We start from the raw sequence: 16,694 nt of genomic DNA on the forward strand, positions 1-16,694 counted from the left end.
AGCGGTGCTGTACCTGTTCGGGCAAACTAGACCTAGGGCTGCCGCCGAGTGTCCGCGCGAGACCTCTGCTAATAGTGTTTACTAATACAAAACGACGCTGTAACGTCAATCCGCCGTGTCCGGTCAGGTGAGCCCGCGCGGCGAGAAGTGCACGTGAATGGCCCGATAGTGAGCGGGGTTTGCCTCCGCAAGCCTGGTCTCGGACATGTGATATGTCAGACAAATCAGACTATTTACGAGCACGGGATGAGTCTCTAAAGTCCGTGATCGCGACCGACGACGCCATTCTTCAGCGCCGGGAACCCCTGAGGAGGAGGGCGTCCAAATCGCGAGCGGCAAGTCAGTGAATGCAAGATCGGTTCAGTCCGACGACTGAGCCAAAACGGGAGGTTGAACATGAAATCCTTGATACGACATGCATCCGTGGCCACCGCAGCCCTGCTGCTTGGCCTGACCGCGACAGCCATTGCGCGCGCCGACGACAAACCGACGCTGGCCTTCGTCGTCAACGGCGCTTCCGATTTCTGGAAGGCCGCCGAAGCCGGCGTCAAGAAGGCGCAGGCCGAATTGCCCGACTACAATCTCGAACTCAAATATCCCGAGCAGTCCTCGGTCGCCATCCAGCAGCGGCTGATGGACGATCTGGTGACCGCCGGCGTCAAGGGCATCATGGTCTCGGCCGTCGACCCCAAGACCTCGACCGACGGTCTGAACAAGATCGCGTCGGAAACGGCGCTGTTCACCACCGACTCCGATGCCCCGCAGACCAAGCGCGTCGCCTATATCGGCTCGTCCAATGTCGACGCCGGCAAGCAGGCGGCCGAGATCGCCAAGAAGGCGATGCCGGACGGCGGCAAGTGCCTCGGCTTCGTCGGCCTGCTCGGCGCCGACAATGCCAAGGAACGCATCCAGGGCATGAAGGACGGCCTCGCCGGCAGCAAGATCGAACTGGTGGACGTGCGCGGCGACGACATCGACCAGGCGCGCGCCAAGAAGAATGTCGAGGACGCGCTGGTCGCCAGCCCCGACATCACCTGCATGGTCGGCTTCTATTCCTACAACACGCCGCGCATCTATGAAGCGCTGCGTGACGCCGGTAAGCTCGGCTCGATCACCGTCGTCGGCTTCGATGACGATCCGATCACGCTGGGCGGCGTCAAGGAAGGCACCGTGGCGGCGACCGTCGTGCAGCAGCCCTTCGAATGGGCCTATCAGGGCATGAAGCTGATGGCCGCCTATCTCAAGGGCGACAAATCAGGCATTCCGGAAGGCGGCCTGATCATCATCCCGACCAAGATCATCGGTAAGGACGATGTCGACGCCTATGCCGCCAATCTGAAGGCGATGTCCGGAAACTGAGACCACGAGCAGTTGCGCCGGCTCAGGGTTCGCCTTGAGCCGGCGATCGTGTTGACGGGTCGGCCAAGGCCCGTCAGTCTGTAGCCCACCGGCTGCTGGCAAGCCTGATCAAATATGGCGTGATGAATTATTCCGACCCATCCATCGTCGCAACCAACCCGTTCCTCGGCCTCGAGAACGTGCGCAAGACCTATCCGGGCGTGGTGGCGCTGGACGGCTTTTCCATGGAGGTCAGGCCGGGCGAGGTGATCGGCCTGGTCGGCGAAAACGGCGCCGGCAAATCGACCTTGATGAAGATCCTCGGCGGCGTCACCAGGCCGGACAGCGGCGCCATCACCGTCGACGGCGTTGCGCATGACGGGCTCACCGTCGAAGGCAGCCTGGGGTCGGGCATCGCCTTCGTCCACCAGGAACTCAATCTCTTCGAAAACCTCGATGTTGCCGCCAATATCTTCTTCGGCCGCGAGCCGTTGCGCGGCGGGCCGCTGAGATTGGTCGACCGCGCCAAGCTGCGCGAAATGGTGGCGCCACTGCTGAAGCGCGTCGGCGCCAATTTCTCCGCCGATACGCCGGTTGCCTCGCTGTCGCTGGCGCAGCAGCAGATGGTCGAGATCGCCAAGGCACTGTCGATCAAGGCGCGGCTGGTGATCCTCGACGAGCCGACGTCGAGCCTGCCGCTCGCCGAAACCGACAAGCTGCTCGACGTCATCAAGGCGCTGAAGGCCGATGGCATCAGCGTCATCTTCATTTCGCACCGGCTGCATGAGGTCGAGCGCGTCGCCGACCGCGTCGTGGTGCTGCGCGACGGCATGCTGGCCGGCACCTTGCCGAAGAGCGCCATCAACCACGACCAGATGGTCAAGCTGATGATCGGCCGCATGCTGAAGGAGCGCGAGAAGGCCTCCGAGGCGGCGCGGGCGCCGGGCGCCACGGCTCTCTCGGCCAAAGCCATCCGCACCCCCGCCTACCCTGCCCGGCCGGTCGACCTCGACATCAGGCGCGGTGAAATCCTCGGCCTCGCCGGCCTTGTCGGCTCCGGCCGCACCGAACTGGCGCGGGTGTTCTTCGGCATCGACAGCACGCTTGGCGGTGGGCTCGAACTCGACGGCAAGCCGCTTGTGCTGGGTTCGGCGGCCGATGCGGTCGCGCATGGCATTTTTCTGGTTCCGGAAGACCGCAAGCTGACCGGCATTTTGCTTGACCTGTCGATCGCGCAGAACATCTCGCTGCCCAACCTGCCGGCGCATGCGAAACGTCGACTGGTGTCGGCAAGCGCCGAGACCGCCACCGCCGAGAAGCAGAAGACGAATCTCGGCATCAAGGCGCCGTCGGTGCAGACGCGAACCGGCACGCTGTCGGGCGGCAACCAGCAGAAGGTGGTGCTGGGCAAATGGCTGGCGATGGACCCGAAGGTGATGATCCTCGATGAGCCTACGCGCGGCATCGATATCGGCGCCAAGGCCGAGATTTACGGGCTGATGCGAGCCTTGGCCGATGCCGGCGTCGCCGTGCTGATGATCTCCAGCGACATGGAAGAGGTGATCGGCGTGTCCGACCGTATCGCCGTCATGCATGAGGGCCAGATCTCGGGCATTCTCGACAAGGAACAATTCAGCCAGGAAAACGTGCTGTTGCTGGCGGTCGGCAAGCCGGCAAACTAGCGGGCTTCAGGCGATTGCCGGTCCGGTGCATTGGGGAGAAGACGATGAGCAAAAAAGATCTCGGCCTGCTGATCCTAATCCTGGTGGTCGGCGCCGTGGTGACCGCCATCAACCCGCGCTTCCTTTTACCGATCAACCTCGCCAACACCTCGAACCTGATCGGCCTGTTCGGGATCCTCGCCATCGGCCAGGCCTTCGTCATCATCACCGGCGGCATCGAATTGTCGGTGGGATCGCTGGTGGCGCTGCTCGGCACGCTGTTCATCGATTTCATCGCCGTGCGCGACATGCCATGGCCGGTGGCGCTGCCGCTGATCCTGGTGCTGGGCGGCATCATCGGGCTGGCGCATGGCTGGCTGATCACAAGGCTGAAATTGCAGCCCTTCGTGGTAACGCTGTGCGGCCTTTTGATCTATCGCGGGGTCGCCCGTTTCTATACCGCCGACGGCACCGCCGGCTTCGCCTTCGGCCAGAATTTTCCCGAGCTCGAATTCCTCACCGCGGGCCGCAGCTATGGCGTGCCCAACAGCTTCATCGCACTGATCGTCATTTCGATCGTCATGTGGGTGGTGCTGCACCGCTCGGTGTTCGGACGCTACCTCTATGCCATCGGCAAGAACGAAGAGGCGGCGAAATATTCGGGAATTCGCACCGGCCGTGTCGTCATGGCCGCCTATGTCATCTGCGGCGTGCTGACGGCGCTGTCGGCGATCTATTTCGCCATGTACACGCGCTCGATCTCGCCGGCCAGCCACGGCCAGTTCTACGAACTCTACGCCATTGCCGCCGCCGTTCTCGGCGGCTTCTCGCTGCGCGGCGGCGAAGGCTCGCTGGTCGGCGTCATCCTGGGCACCGTGCTGCTGCAGGAGTTGCAGAACCTGGTCAATCTGCTCGGCATCCCGTCCTCGCTCAACTTCGCGGTGATGGGCGGCGTGATCCTGATCGGCGTGCTGGTCGACCAGCAATGGGGCGTGTTCCGCGCAAGGCGGCTGATGCTCGATGCCAGCCGCAAGACTGTCGCGGCGGAGTAGCGCTACATCACGCCGGATATATCCGAGAAGGCCATCGCCTTGCGCAGCACCTCGGCGAAGCGTTCTCCGGCGGCTTCGCGCCGGCCGCCATTGTCGATCGAGGTGACGCCGGAGCCGGACAAAGCGATATTGGCGCCGCGGGCGAGCCGAGCCAGCACTTCGCCGCGCGATTCGCGGCCGCGCTGGGCGAGACGCTCGGCGAGGACTTCCGGCGAGGCGGTGATCTCGACGACAGCCAGATTGGCATAGCGCTCCCGCAGCACCGGGATGACTGCGCGCGAGACATTGGCCACGGCGACATGGCCATTGGCTATCGACCAGTCGACATCGGCCGGGATGCCATAGCGCAGGCCGTGCGCCTCCCAGGAAATGGCGAAAGCGCCGTCGGCCTGGGCCTCGGCAAAGGCGGCGTCGGCCAGCGTGTCGTGATCCTCGCTTGCGGCGTCGCTCGGCCTGGTGATGACCCGGCGGACGAACTCCAGCCTCGTCTCGTCGGCAAACAAGGTGCGGGCATAGCCGATTACCGTATCCTTGCCGGCGCCGCTCGGGCCGACGACGGCGACAAACACGCCGTTGCGGAGCGGAAAGGCCTCGCTGCTGAGTTCGCGCTCGATCGACGCCGAGACCATCAGGCGACCCGGCGCCCTTGGCGCCAGACAGTGCGCACGACCGGCACATGGTCGTCGACGCGCACACGCACCAGATCGGCGCGGCGGCCCTGTTCGATGACGCCGCGGTCGTTGAGGCCGATCGCCTCGGCCGGATTCTTCGACACCATCGCAACCGCCTGCGGCAGGGAAATGCCCTCGACGACGTCGCCGAGGAAGAAGGCCGACTGGATCAGGCTGAAGGGAATGTAGTCGGACGACAATATGTCGAGCAGGCCGTCGCCGGCCAGCGTGCGGGCCGAGACATTGCCCGAATGCGAGGAGCCGCGCATGACGTTGGGCGCGCCCATCAGTACGCCGAGCCCGGCATCCTTCGAGGCCTTGGCGGCTTCCAGCGTGGTCGGGAATTCCGCGACGCGCACGCCCTGCTCGATCGCCTCGTCGACATGGCCTGATGTGGCGTCGTCATGGCTCGCCAGCACAATGCCCCGCTCGTTGCAGGCGGCTGATATCGCCACCCGGTTCGGTCCCGAATTCTTCGCCGATTCCGACATCCGCTTTTCGCAGAACAATTGGAAGTCGCGATCGGTCAATTTCAGCTTGCGCTGATAGTAATGGGCGTAGGTCTCGAGATTGACGAACTGACGCTGTCCCGGCGCATGGTCCATCAGCGAGGCCAGCTTGACCCGCTCGTCGCCATCGAAATTGGCGAAAGCCCGCAAGCAATCCGGCGCCGAGACCTCGCAGCGCAGGTGCAGGAAATGGTCGGCCCGCAACCGGTCTTTCGCGACGCTGTCCTCGATCGCGCCGGCGAGCTTGCGGATGTCGTCGGAGGTAATATCCGCGTCCTCGTCCATGCCGACACGCAAAGCGTCGAGCACGGTGGTGATGCCGGCGGTGGCCACCTGCGCGTCATGGGCAAGGACGGCGGCGATCGGGTTCCAGCGCACTTTCGGGCGCGGCGCATAGTGGCCTTCGAGATGGTCAGTGTGCAGCTCGACCAGGCCGGGAATGATGTAGTCGCCACCCATGTCCTCGCCGCCCATGCTCCCGCCGGTGTGGCCGGTGCCGGCGTCGACGCCGGAGATAAAACCGTCGCGCAGCACGAGCGACCCTTCGACGATCTCGTCGGCAAGCACGATGCGGGCGTTGTGGAGAACAGTTTCGGCGGTCATTCAGGCAGTCCTTGCTTACTCGGACGAATTGCGGTCAGGCGGTTTTTCGGGCAGCGCGGCGGCCGAGCGCATGATGCGAAAGCACCATGAACGGAGCGCCCGGTTCGGTTTCGACGAACAGCGTCAGCGCATCCACCAGCACCGGCTGCTGCAGCACATCGGCGAACAGGCTGTCAATTGCCGCGCGCAGACGTTGGCTTTCCTGCGGCCCGGCCCGGCCGGACAGTGTCATGTGGAAGCGAAAGGTCTCAAACACATAGGGATAGCCCCACTGGCAGAGATTGCGGAACTCGGCCGGCTTCAGCGAATCCGGGCTGCGCCGCTCGATCTCGGCCTCGGTGAGCGGCGCGCGAAAACGGTCGAAGCTAAGCACGACATCATCGGCGAAACGGTTGAGCGGCGGCAGCGGGCCTTCCGGCAGCAAAGCGAAGAAACCATCGATCTGGCTGACGACCAGGCGCGGGATGGTGACCGTCGGCGTTGCTTCGGCAAAGGCGTCCAGCGCCGCGCGCAACGAGCTTTCAGTTTCGTTGGCGGCCAACCGGAAGGGCGCTTTCAGCGTCGCATGAAAACCGTAGCGCCGCGCCGATGCGGTGTGAAAGGCGACTTCGGCCGCCGACAGCTCGCCCACCGCCTCGACCGGCCTGGTGGCGGCGCCAAAGGGGTCGCGACCCAGCCAGTTGGCGGCGATCCGCGCCAGCGGCTCGTCCTGCATCGGGGTGAAATAGATGGCGTAGCGCATCGAAAATCCTCGTCAGCCCGCTGCCATAGGTGATTTCCATGACGGATTGACGAAGCTTATGCGGGTTTTCGAAGGCAAATCGACCCCGCAGGTCCTTAGCCGACGTTTTTCGCTGCTGGACCAACAGCTTCCGCCGCAAGCGAAGGCCGATCAGGCCTTCATCAGCCACTCGTGCTCGGGCGCGTTGTGGAACTTCCACGTCCGCTTCGGCCCGGCCATGACGTTAAGGTAATAGAGGTCGTAGCCGTGACAGGCCGCGCACGGATGATAGCCCTTGGGCACCAGCACGACATCGCCGTCCTCGATCGCCATCGCCTCGTCCAGTTCGCGGGCGCCCGACTTGTCGGCGTCGGTGTAGACCCGCTGGAAGGCAAAGCCCTGCGGCGGGTTGAGGCGGTGGTAATAGGTTTCCTCAAGATAGGATTCGGCAGGCAGATTGTCCTGGTCGTGCTTGTGCGGCGGGTAGCTCGATGTGTGGCCGCCGGGCGTGATGACCTCGACCACCAGCAGCGAGTCGGCGGGCTTGCCCTCGGGCAATATGTTGGTGACGTAGCGCGTGTTGGTGCCTTTGCCCCGAGTCTCCTGGCCGAGGTCGTCGGGTGCGATGACGCGAACGGGCAAGCCGCCGCCCAGGCCCGGCGCCGAACAGACCGCGAGTTCGAGATCGGTGTCGGCGGTGACCGACCAGTCCGAACCCTCCGGGATATAGACCGACCACGGCTTGCCCTCGAAGGGCGACATGCGCTCGCCGAGCAGGCCGAGTTCCCGGCCGCCGGCCCTTGCCGTGCCCTTGCCGGTGACGAACACCAGGCAGACTTCGCGATCCCGCGTCTTGCCGGATGCGGTCGCGCCCGGCTTCAGCCGGTGCAGGTCGAAGCCGACATAGGTCCATCCGGCGCTTTTGGGCGTGACATGGGCGACGCGGCCATGGCCCTTGTCGGCTTTGACGAGCAGTTTCGACATGTTTTGTCTCTCCTATCGCATGTCTTCGAGGTCGGCCTCTCAACTTCGTCATCCTAGGGCGAAGCAGGAGCGAAGCTCCGTCGCGAAGACCCTAGGATGACGAAGCGAGGGACGTTCCGGCCAATCATCGACGTAGGCGATACGCCAGGTGTCCAGTGTCCGACCCGCAAGCCCTTCCGAGCCACGGCCGCTTCATTCCTTCGGTTCGGCGTCCGCCTTCGCTTCGCCGGTCTTCGGTCGATCAGGCGCAGCCTTGCTCTCCTCCACCGGCTTGTAAAGATAGAAGAACTGCCAGACGGCGTAGGCGGCAAAGCCGAGCGCAATGATGCCCCAGAATGGGGTGCCGGAGGCGAATTCTATTCCGGCCCAGATCACGCAGACGGCGACGACGGCAACGCGCCGCCACAGCGGCCGGAAGAACGGGTGCTCGTAATCCTTCATCGGATCGCCTCAGGCATTGGGAAAACCCTGCGTTTCCACCGTGTAGCCGGCCGCCGTCATCACCCGCATCAATTCCTTGTGGCCGACCTGCGCCATCTTGAGCGGCGGGTTCTTCTTCGGGTCCTGCTCGGCCTCGACGACGAACCAGCCTTCATAGCCATGGTCGGCGAAGCGCTGCACAATGGCGCCGAAATCAAGCGAACCGTCGCCAGGCACCGTGAAGGCACCGAGCGCCACGGCGTCGAGAAAGGACTGCTTTGTGCGGTCGAGCCCGTCGATCACGCCCATGCGCACATCCTTCACATGGACATGGCTGATGCGCTTGTGGTGGTTGTCGATGGCGCGCAGCACGTCGCCACCGGCAAAGGCGAGATGCCCTGCATCGAGCAGCAACGGAATGCCTTCGCCGGAATGGCGCATGAAGGCATCGAGCTCCGGCTCGGTCTCGACCACCGCCGCCATGTGATGGTGATAGGACAGCGGCATGCCTTGCTCTGCGCACCATTCGCCGAACTCGGTGAGGCGCCTGGCATAGGCCCTCATCTCGTCATTCGACAATTTCGGCTTGGTGGCGAGAGGCCTGGAGCGATCGCCCTGGATCGAGCGGCCGACCTCGCCATAGACGATGCAAGGCGCATTAACCGCCTTGAACAGGTCGATCATCGGCTGGATGCGATCCTTGTTCTTGCCCATGTCCTCATCGACCAGCGTGCCGGAGAACCAGCCGCCGCACAGCGTCACGTCGGCCTTTTTCAGGATAGGCAGCATGATTTCGGGGTCATTGGGAAAGCGGCGGCCCATTTCCATGCCGGTGAAGCCGGCCAAGCGCGACTGGCGCAGGCACTCTTCCAGCGAGACGTCGTCGCTGAGTTCGGCAAGATCGTCGTTCCACCACGCAATGGGGGACATGCCCAGTTTGGCTTTCAAGTTTTAGCTCCGGTCTCTTGTTCACCCTCCCCCTTGTGGGGAGGGTCGCTGCGAAGCAGCGGGGTGGGGGTGCGGCGCCAGACCCCCACCCCGACCTGCGGTCCGACCTCCTCACAAGGGGGAGGTAGGGGGCAGCGCTGACTTAGCATCAATCGCCAATTGTCTGCATCTGCCGCTTTTCGTCATAGGCTTTGCGCGCTGCGTTGACCTGCGGCCGTGCGGAGACTTCCGGCACCGCGACATCCCACCAATGGCCGCCGGCATCGGTGGAAATCAGCGGGTCGGTGTCGATGACCAACACGGTGGTGCGGTCGTTGGTTTTCGACTTTTGCAGCGCAGTCTCCAGGCCGGTGATCGACGGCACCTTCTCGGCAATAGCGCCCATGCTCGCCGCATGCGCGGCGAAGTCGATGTCGGGCAGGATCTCGTGGCGCGCGTCCTTCAAGAGGTTGTTGAAGTTGGCGCCGCCGGTGGCCATCTGCAGCCGGTTGATGCAGCCATAACCCCTGTTGTCGAGCACCACGATGGTCAGCTTCAAGCCAAGCATCACCGACGTGGCGATTTCGGAATTCATCATGAGGTAGGAGCCGTCCCCGACCATGACGACTACCTCCTGGTCGGGCTTGGCCATCTTGGCGCCGAGCCCGCCGGCAATCTCGTAGCCCATGGTCGAGAAGCCATATTCGCCATGGTACGAGCCGGGCGCGCCTGCCTGCCAGAGCTTGTGCAACTCGCCCGGCAAACCGCCCGACGCATTCAGCAGCGTTACGCCGGACCCCAGCGCGCGCTGCACGGCGCCGATCACCTGCGCGTCCGACGGGAAGGCGGCGTTGGTCGACGCCGTCACCTTGGAGGCTTCGGCCTGCCAAGCCTTCTTGCCCTGGGTCGCATTGTCGGTCCATGTCGCCGGTGCTTTCCAGCTCCCCAGCGCAGCACCGAGTTCGGCGAGCCCTTCGGCCGCATCGGCGACCAGCGGCAGCGCGCGGTGCTTGCCGGCGTCGAAAGGCTGCACGTTGAGGCCGATGATGGTCTTGCCGGAGTTCTTGAACAGCGCCCACGAGCCGGTGGTGAAATCCTGCAGGCGGGTGCCGATGGCGAGCACGACATCGGCTTCCTCGGCCAGCCGGTTGGCCGCGGACGTGCCGGTGACGCCAACCGCCGCCATGTTGAGCGGATGTGTGTCGGGCAGCGAGGACTTGCCGCCTTGCGTCTCGCAGACCGGAATGCCGGCGCTCTCGGCGAATTTCGCCAGTTCGTCCGAAGCCTGCGCATACAGCACGCCGCCGCCGGCGATGATCAGCGGTTTTTTCGCACCCTTCAGCGCGGTGACCGCCGCCGCCAATTCATGCCGGTCCGGACGCGGCCGGCGCTGGTGCCAGACGCGCTCGGCGAAAAAGCTCTCGGGATAGTCATAGGCCTCGGCCTGCACGTCCTGGCAGAGCGACAGCGTCACCGGGCCGCATTCCGCCGGATCGGTCAGCACCTGCATGGTCCGCGCCAATGCCGGGATGATCTGCTCGGGACGGGTGATGCGGTCGAAATAGCGCGACACCGGACGGAAGCAGTCATTGACCGTCGCGGTGCCGTCGGAAAAGTCCTCGGCCTGCTGCAGCACCGGATCGGGGATGCGGTTGGCGAAGACATCGCCCGGCAAAAACAGGACGGGCAACCTGTTTACGTGGGCGAGCGCCGCCGCCGTCACCATGTTGAGCGCACCGGGGCCGATCGAAGAGGTCGCGGCCATGAAGCGGCGGCGGAAATTGGCCTTGCCATAGGCGATCGCCGCATGCGCCATCGCCTGCTCATTGTGGGCGCGGAAGGTCGGCAATTCGTCGCGCAGCTGGTACAGCGCCTCGCCGATGCCGGCGACATTGCCGTGACCGAAGATCGCCCAGACACCGCCGAAGATGGGCACTCGTCTGCCGTCGATCTCGGTCATCTGCTTGCTCAGAAAGCGGGTCAGCGCCTGCGCCATCGTCAGGCGGATTGTCTTGCTCATGGTGTTTTCCTCCGCAGTCCTCTTGCCGCGCCTTTATGCTGCTTTACGGCCACGCGCGGCAAGCCACGCTTCGGTCAACTGTTCGAAGCGCGCGGCCATGTCGGCGATAGCCTCGTCATCCGTCATCTTGCCTGCCAGCCATCGTTCGGCGGCGTGGACGAAGATGGTGCGGCCGACGGCAAAGCCCTTGACGATCGGCGCCTTGGCGGTGGCGGCAAAGGCCGCTTCCAGTTCGTCCTGCGGCGCTTCGAGACCCAGCAGCACGACGCCACGACACCAGGGATCGTGCTTCAGGATCACCGCTTCGATCTTGGCCCAGGCGCCGGCCGACGCCTGCGGTTCGAGCTTCCACCAGTCCGGCTTGATGCCAAGCGCATAGAGTTCTTCCAGGGCGCGCGGGATGGTCGTTTCGTCGAGCTTGCCGTGCTTGCCGGCGATGATCTCGACCAGAAGCTCCCGGCCGACCTTCCGCGCGGCTTCGAACAGCGAGCGCAGCTTCTGCTGCTGCTCATCCTTGAGCGCTGCCGGATCGTCGGGGTGATAGAAGCACAGGCATTTGATGCAGTGGTCGACCGGCCATTCCACCAGTTGCGAGCCGATGTCCTGCGAGAACTCGAAGCGCAGCGGCCGCGAGCCCGGCAGTTCGACGGGACGGCCGAGCCAGGCAAAGGGGTGGCGGGCGAATTCGAACATCGCTTCGCGGCCATGCTTCTCGTCGATCAGCATGCCATAGCCGTCGCGGCCGGCGGCGACTTTCGCCGCAGCCTTGACCGCCAGCACCTTGAAATCGCGGATGCGCGCCGGATCGGCGCCGGTCTTTGCCGCGACGTCCTCAAGCTGCACACGGTGGTCGCAGGCGAGCGCCATCATCGAGGGGATATCGCGGCGGCGGGTCGTCGCCCAATGGATGTGGTTGATCGCCTCGTCCTTGCGCAGAGCGAGGTGCTTGCTGCCGTTCCTGAGGAAGAACTGCAATTCCTCGAAGGTCGGATATTCCGGCGCGCAGAGCAGCCGCGACACGGCGAAGGCGCCGCAGGCATTGGCCCAGGTCGCCGCCGTCGCGTGGTCTTCGCCTCCCAGCCAGCCGCGCAGGAAGCCGGACATGAAGGCGTCACCGGCGCCCAGCACATTATAGATCTCGATCGGAAAGCCCTTGCCGACGATGCCGTCCTCGAGATCGTCGCTGATCGGCCCGTCATAGACGATGCAGCCCATGGCGCCGCGCTTCAGTACGATGGTCGCCTTGGACAGCGCGCGGATCGTCTTCAACGCACTCAGGCAATCGTCGGCGCCCGACGCGATCATGATCTCTTCCTCGGTGCCGACGATGAGATCGCAATCGGGCAGCACCGTCTTCAGCTGGGCCGAGACGCGGTCGGATTTGACATAGCGCTCAAAACCCTCGGCATGGCCTGCGAGTCCCCAGAGATTGGGACGGTAGTCGATGTCGAACACCACCTTGCCGCCCCTGGCCTTGATGATGCGGATCGCCTTGCGCTGGGCGGCGTCGCTGTTGGGTCGGGAAAAATGCGTGCCGGTGACGACGATGGAACGGGCCGAGGCAATGAAAGCCTCGTCGATATCTTCTTCGGCGAGCGCCATGTCGGCGCAGTCGCTGCGATAAAAGATCATCGGCGAGACGCCTTCGCTCTCGACCGAAAGCAGCACCAGAGCCGTCAGCCGTTCCTTGTCGGTCTTCAGCCCGTCGACATTGACGCCTTCGCGGCTGAGCTGTTCGCGGATGAAGCGGCCCATCTGCTCGTCACCGACGCGGGTGAGCAGCGCCGAGCGCAGGCCGAGCCTGGCCGTACCGACGGAGATATTGGCCGGGCAGCCGCCGACCGATTTGGCAAAGGAGCCGATGTCCTCCAGTCGCGAGCCGATCTGCTGGCCGTAAAGGTCGACGGAAGCGCGACCGATGGTGATGACATCGAGCGTCGCCTGTTTGGCGTCCATGGCTTCGCTCATTGGAACCTCCCGTCGGTCTTGTTGTCTTGAGCAACGTAGTTGGGGGACACGCGCGAGCGGCAGCGTGGCGCCGGGAATATGAAATAATAATTCCAATCCATAGTCAATATGGAATGAGCATTCCTTCCCGAATTCGAGCGCCGGGCGCCGGCCTAGGCCTTACGCTTCTTGCCCGTGCTGCGCCGCTTCTCGCCGACGCCGACGGTGAGCGCCATGGCCAGCGCCATGGTGGCCGACAGCGAGCGGAAGCCGGCGAAATCGGCCTCGGCGACTTCGAACCAGACCTTGGCGAACTGCGCTAGTGGCGAAAACGAACTGTCGGTGATGGCGACGATCGGCACGCCCTGTTCGGAAATGGTGCGGGCTTCCTCGATGGTGGCCGGTGCGTAGGGCGAGAAGCTGATGGCGATGACGGCGTCGGCCGGGGTGGCGAAGGCGACCATTTCGGCATTGAGGCCGGCGGCGGATTCGATCAGCTGGTTGCGGATCTTCAGTTTGCCCAAGGCATAGGCGATATAGCTTGCCACCGGGTAGGAGCGCCGCTTGGCCAGGACATAGATGGTCTCGGCCTTGGCCAGCAGCGAGATCGCGTCTTCCAGATGCGCCTCGTCGAGCGTTCGCGAAATATCGTTGAGCGAAGTGCTGGCGGCGGCGACGAAGCCGTCGAAGATGGCTCGGTGTCCAGCACCCGCATCGGCCTTGGCGCGCAGCGCCTGAAGGCGTTCGTCATAAGAGGAATTGCGCTCGCGCAGCCGCTCGCGAAACACCTGCTGCAAGCTGGTGAAGCCGTCAAAGCCTAGTTGCTGGGCAAAGCGGATCAGGGTGGACGGCTGCACGCCCGCCGAAGCAGCGATGCTGGCGGCGGTGCCGAAGGCGATGTCATCAGGGTTGTCGAGCGCGTAGGCGGCGATCTGGGCGATGCGCTTGGGCAAGGTTTCACGGCGATCGAGGATCGTGGCGCGCAGCGTCTCGAAGTCGCGAGGTACCCGTTCGTCCATCGTCGCCCCGTCCAAGCTCATCTAGAGCATGATGCCGAAAAGTGTGCAGCGGTTTTCGGACGACATCATGCTCTCTTTAACTCAAGTGACGTCCTCTCTGCCCCATCATAGCGAGCCTGCGCAAGAAGGCCATAAAAAATGAGGCAGACATTCCATTCGGAGAAGAAATGGACTAATTCATCCATCGATCGCTTCAGGTATTGGGAGAAAGAAATGGTCGGCGTTGGTCTTATCGGCACGGGTTTCATGGGCAAATGCCACGCCATTGCGTGGAGCGCCGTCGGTGCCGTCTTTCCCGATGTCGCCAAGCCGAAGCTGGTCCATCTCGGCGAGGTCAACGAGGAGCTGGCCAAGCGCAAGGCCGGTGAGTTCGGCTTCGCCAAGGCGTCGGGCGACTGGCGTGCCGTCGTCAACGACCCCGAGGTCGATATCGTCTCGCTGACCACGCCCAATCAGTTCCATCCGGAGATGGCCATCGCTATTCTCGAAGCCGGCAAGCATCTGTGGTGCGAGAAGCCGATGGCGCCGAGCTTTGCCGAAGCAGCGGCGATGGCGGCCGCGGCGAAGAAGTCCGGCAAGGTCGCAGCGCTTGGTTACAACTACATACAGAGCCCGGCCATCCGCCACATCGGCGCGCTGCTCGAGGAAAAGATCATCGGCGAGGTCAACCATCTGCGCATCGAGATGGACGAGGACTTCATGGCCGACCCCGAAGCGCTGTTCTTCTGGAAGCATGAGGCCGCATCCGGCTATGGCGCGCTCGACGATTTCGCCGTGCATCCGCTGTCGCTGGTCTCGACGCTGTTCGGCCGCGTCGCAAAAGTCATCTGCGACATGGCCAAACCCTATGTCGACCGCAAGCTGGCCAGCGGCGGCCGCCGTGCGGTGGAGACCTACGACATCGCCAGCGTTTTGATGCATCTGGAAAACGGCATTGCCGGCACGCTGCTGGTCAACCGCTCGGCCTGGGGCCGCAAGGGCCGCATCGCCATACAGATTTTCGGCTCCAAGGGATCGATCCTGTTCGACCAGGAGCGGATGAACGAAATCCAGCTCTACGTCACCGCCGATCGCCCGACCGAACAGGGCTACCGCACCATATTGGTGGCGCCGCACCACAAGCCTTACGACGCCTTCCTCCCGGCGCCGGGCCATGGGCTCGGTTTCAACGACCTCAAGATCATCGAGTGCCACGAATTGCTGACGCGGCTTGCCGGCAAGCCGGCACGGGTCATCGAATTTGCCGAAGGGCTGGAGATCGAGCGCACCGTGCACGCGATGGCGAGGTCGTTCGAGGAAGAGCGCTGGGTGGATGTGCGGTAAACCCGCTCGCTTCAGCCGCCAGCGACAGCGTTCGCCTCCCAGCCACTGACCCAGACCTGGCGCAGGCGATCGCCTTCGCCCTTGAAGCGCAGGCCGGTCGCCCGGCAATCCGCGATGCGGTCGCTGCGGAAATTGCGGATGGCCTGGCGCAATTCGCACCAGGCGACGATGTTGGCGGTTTCTGAATAGTAGATCAGCGCGATTGGACGGATCAGCCGCTCGGAGGCGCGGCCGATTTCGTCGCGATAGGACAGGTCGAGCTTTTCCTCGTCGCGGATGGCGCGGCGCACAAGCGCCAGATCGATGGTGCCGATTGCCGGTGCTGCGAACCCCCAGACATGCAGCGCGTTGGCGTCGAACGCCTGGCGCAACGGCGGCGGCACGGCGCTGGCGATCTTGGCGCTGACGCGCTTGGCCGCCTGCTTGAGTTCGCTGTCTCCCGTGCGCTCCAGCAGGGCGAGCGACAGGACGATCGCTTCCATCTCCTCGATCGAAAACATCAGCGGCGGCAGGTCGAAGCCGGGCCGCAATATGTAGCCGATACCGCGCCCGCCTTCGATCGGCACGCGCATTGCCTGCAGTGCGGCGATGTCGCGATAGATCGAACGCATCGTGACTTCCAGCTGCCCGGCGATCATGGCTGCCGTCACCGGCTGCCGCGCCAGCCGCAGGATCTGGATAATCTCGAACAGCCGCGACGCCTTGCGCATTTCCTCTCCCTGATGAACGCTACTGACACATCCCCGTCAGTTGGGATGATTTATTGGACTGCCTATCGGGTTGAAAATCAACAAATTCCTCCACGGCACCCCAGCAGGAAGCGACAGGCAACTGACATGAGCTACGCGGAAAATCTCTGGCTGTTCTTTATCCTGCTGTACGGCATCATCATCGTACCCGGGATGGACATGCTGTTCGTGCTTGCCAATGCGCTCACCGGCGGCCGCGACCGGGGCCTCGCCGCCACCGGTGGCATCATGGTCGGCGGCATCGTGCACACGCTGAACGGCGCCATCGGCGTCGGCCTGCTGATGCATTTCGTACCGATCCTGTACAAGCCGCTGCTGATAGCCGGCGCCGCCTACATGGCCTTCATCGGCATCTCGCTGATGCGCAGTTCCATCACCGTCGGCCACGACGGGCCCGCCGGCAGCCGTACGGCCTGGAAGGCCTTTCGCCAGGGACTGGTGACCTGCCTGATCAACCCGAAGGCCTATCTCTTCATATTTGCCGTCTATCCGCAGTTCCTGAAGCCGGATTACGGCCCGATCTGGATGCAGGCGACGGTCATGGGCTTGCTGACGATGCTGACGCAGGCCGCCATCTATGGCGGGCTCGCCATCACCGCCGGCCGCAGCCGCAATCTGCTGGTGGCCAATCCGCGGGCGACCGCTTTTGCGGGCCGGGCGGCCGGACTGCTGCTGTTTGCTGTCTCGGTGTTTACGGCATGGGAAGGGTTGAGGGCAGCGTGATCCCGATCAAGCGATGACGCCGCGTTT

At 64.0% G+C, this 16,694-nt stretch carries 15 protein-coding genes; 5 read left to right on the forward strand and 10 right to left on the reverse strand.

Annotation, left to right across the window (positions count from 1 at the left end):
- The first annotated feature begins 396 nt into the window (after positions 1-396).
- The 3 genes from NKJ75_RS20455 to NKJ75_RS20465 all read left to right on the forward strand — a co-directional run bounded on the left by NKJ75_RS20455 (position 397) and on the right by NKJ75_RS20465 (position 4,051).
- Positions 397-1,359: a sugar-binding protein gene (locus NKJ75_RS20455; protein WP_023684049.1), complete on the forward strand. Its 963-nt coding sequence runs from the start codon at positions 397-399 to the stop codon at positions 1,357-1,359.
- 122 nt (positions 1,360-1,481) lie between these two features.
- Complete coding sequence (locus tag NKJ75_RS20460) at positions 1,482-3,020, forward strand: sugar ABC transporter ATP-binding protein (protein WP_352500105.1); 1,539 nt, start codon at positions 1,482-1,484, stop codon at positions 3,018-3,020.
- 44 nt (positions 3,021-3,064) lie between these two features.
- Positions 3,065-4,051, forward strand: coding sequence for an ABC transporter permease (locus tag NKJ75_RS20465; RefSeq protein WP_023684050.1), 987 nt, complete (start codon positions 3,065-3,067; stop codon positions 4,049-4,051).
- Positions 4,052-4,053: 2 nt separating this feature from the next.
- Here the strand turns inward: NKJ75_RS20465 and phnN are convergent, their stop codons facing one another.
- From phnN to NKJ75_RS20510, 9 genes are all read right to left on the reverse strand, one after another.
- Positions 4,054-4,683 (reverse strand): phosphonate metabolism protein/1,5-bisphosphokinase (PRPP-forming) PhnN, encoded by a 630-nt coding sequence (phnN, locus tag NKJ75_RS20470; RefSeq protein ID WP_352500133.1) that lies wholly within the window; start codon positions 4,681-4,683, stop codon positions 4,054-4,056.
- Complete coding sequence (locus NKJ75_RS20475; RefSeq protein ID WP_023694645.1) at positions 4,680-5,834, reverse strand: alpha-D-ribose 1-methylphosphonate 5-triphosphate diphosphatase; 1,155 nt, start codon at positions 5,832-5,834, stop codon at positions 4,680-4,682. Before NKJ75_RS20475 ends, phnN begins: the two co-directional genes overlap by 4 nt.
- A gap of 34 nt (positions 5,835-5,868) precedes the next feature.
- Entirely contained in the window at positions 5,869-6,576 is a 708-nt protein-coding gene (locus NKJ75_RS20480; RefSeq protein ID WP_023744938.1) for a DUF1045 domain-containing protein, read from the reverse strand.
- Positions 6,577-6,726: 150 nt separating this feature from the next.
- The gene (iolB, locus tag NKJ75_RS20485; RefSeq protein ID WP_023744937.1) at positions 6,727-7,539 is read right to left on the reverse strand and encodes a 5-deoxy-glucuronate isomerase; all 813 of its coding nucleotides are present in this window, start codon (positions 7,537-7,539) and stop codon (positions 6,727-6,729) included.
- 192 nt (positions 7,540-7,731) lie between these two features.
- Positions 7,732-7,980, reverse strand: a complete 249-nt coding sequence (locus NKJ75_RS20490) for a hypothetical protein (RefSeq protein WP_023672345.1) — start codon at positions 7,978-7,980, stop codon at positions 7,732-7,734.
- A gap of 9 nt (positions 7,981-7,989) precedes the next feature.
- Positions 7,990-8,907, reverse strand: coding sequence for a myo-inosose-2 dehydratase (gene iolE / locus NKJ75_RS20495; RefSeq protein WP_023744936.1), 918 nt, complete (start codon positions 8,905-8,907; stop codon positions 7,990-7,992).
- A gap of 148 nt (positions 8,908-9,055) precedes the next feature.
- Positions 9,056-10,906, reverse strand: coding sequence for a 3D-(3,5/4)-trihydroxycyclohexane-1,2-dione acylhydrolase (decyclizing) (gene iolD / locus NKJ75_RS20500; RefSeq protein ID WP_352500106.1), 1,851 nt, complete (start codon positions 10,904-10,906; stop codon positions 9,056-9,058).
- 33 nt (positions 10,907-10,939) lie between these two features.
- Positions 10,940-12,874 carry a bifunctional 5-dehydro-2-deoxygluconokinase/5-dehydro-2-deoxyphosphogluconate aldolase gene (locus NKJ75_RS20505; protein ID WP_352500107.1) on the reverse strand — a complete coding sequence of 645 codons (1,935 nt, stop codon included), beginning with the start codon at positions 12,872-12,874 and terminating at the stop codon, positions 10,940-10,942.
- Between the two features lie 152 nt (positions 12,875-13,026).
- Positions 13,027-13,872, reverse strand: a complete 846-nt coding sequence (locus NKJ75_RS20510; protein ID WP_352463458.1) for a MurR/RpiR family transcriptional regulator — start codon at positions 13,870-13,872, stop codon at positions 13,027-13,029.
- Between the two features lie 213 nt (positions 13,873-14,085).
- Between NKJ75_RS20510 and NKJ75_RS20515 the strand changes: the two genes are divergently transcribed.
- A complete protein-coding gene (locus NKJ75_RS20515) occupies positions 14,086-15,195 on the forward strand; it encodes a Gfo/Idh/MocA family protein (RefSeq protein WP_023687403.1) in 1,110 nt (369 codons plus the stop codon).
- An 11-nt stretch (positions 15,196-15,206) separates the two neighbouring features.
- Here the strand turns inward: NKJ75_RS20515 and NKJ75_RS20520 are convergent, their stop codons facing one another.
- Positions 15,207-15,905: a helix-turn-helix transcriptional regulator gene (locus NKJ75_RS20520; RefSeq protein WP_023672341.1), complete on the reverse strand. Its 699-nt coding sequence runs from the start codon at positions 15,903-15,905 to the stop codon at positions 15,207-15,209.
- Positions 15,906-16,031: 126 nt separating this feature from the next.
- On the opposite strand from NKJ75_RS20520, the gene NKJ75_RS20525 reads away from it, so the two are divergent.
- Positions 16,032-16,667, forward strand: coding sequence for a LysE family translocator (locus NKJ75_RS20525; protein ID WP_023834615.1), 636 nt, complete (start codon positions 16,032-16,034; stop codon positions 16,665-16,667).
- The last annotated feature ends 27 nt before the right edge of the window (positions 16,668-16,694 follow it).

It is taken from the genome of Mesorhizobium sp. M0058 (genome assembly GCF_040323095.1).
Classification (GTDB): Bacteria; Pseudomonadota; Alphaproteobacteria; order Rhizobiales; family Rhizobiaceae; genus Mesorhizobium.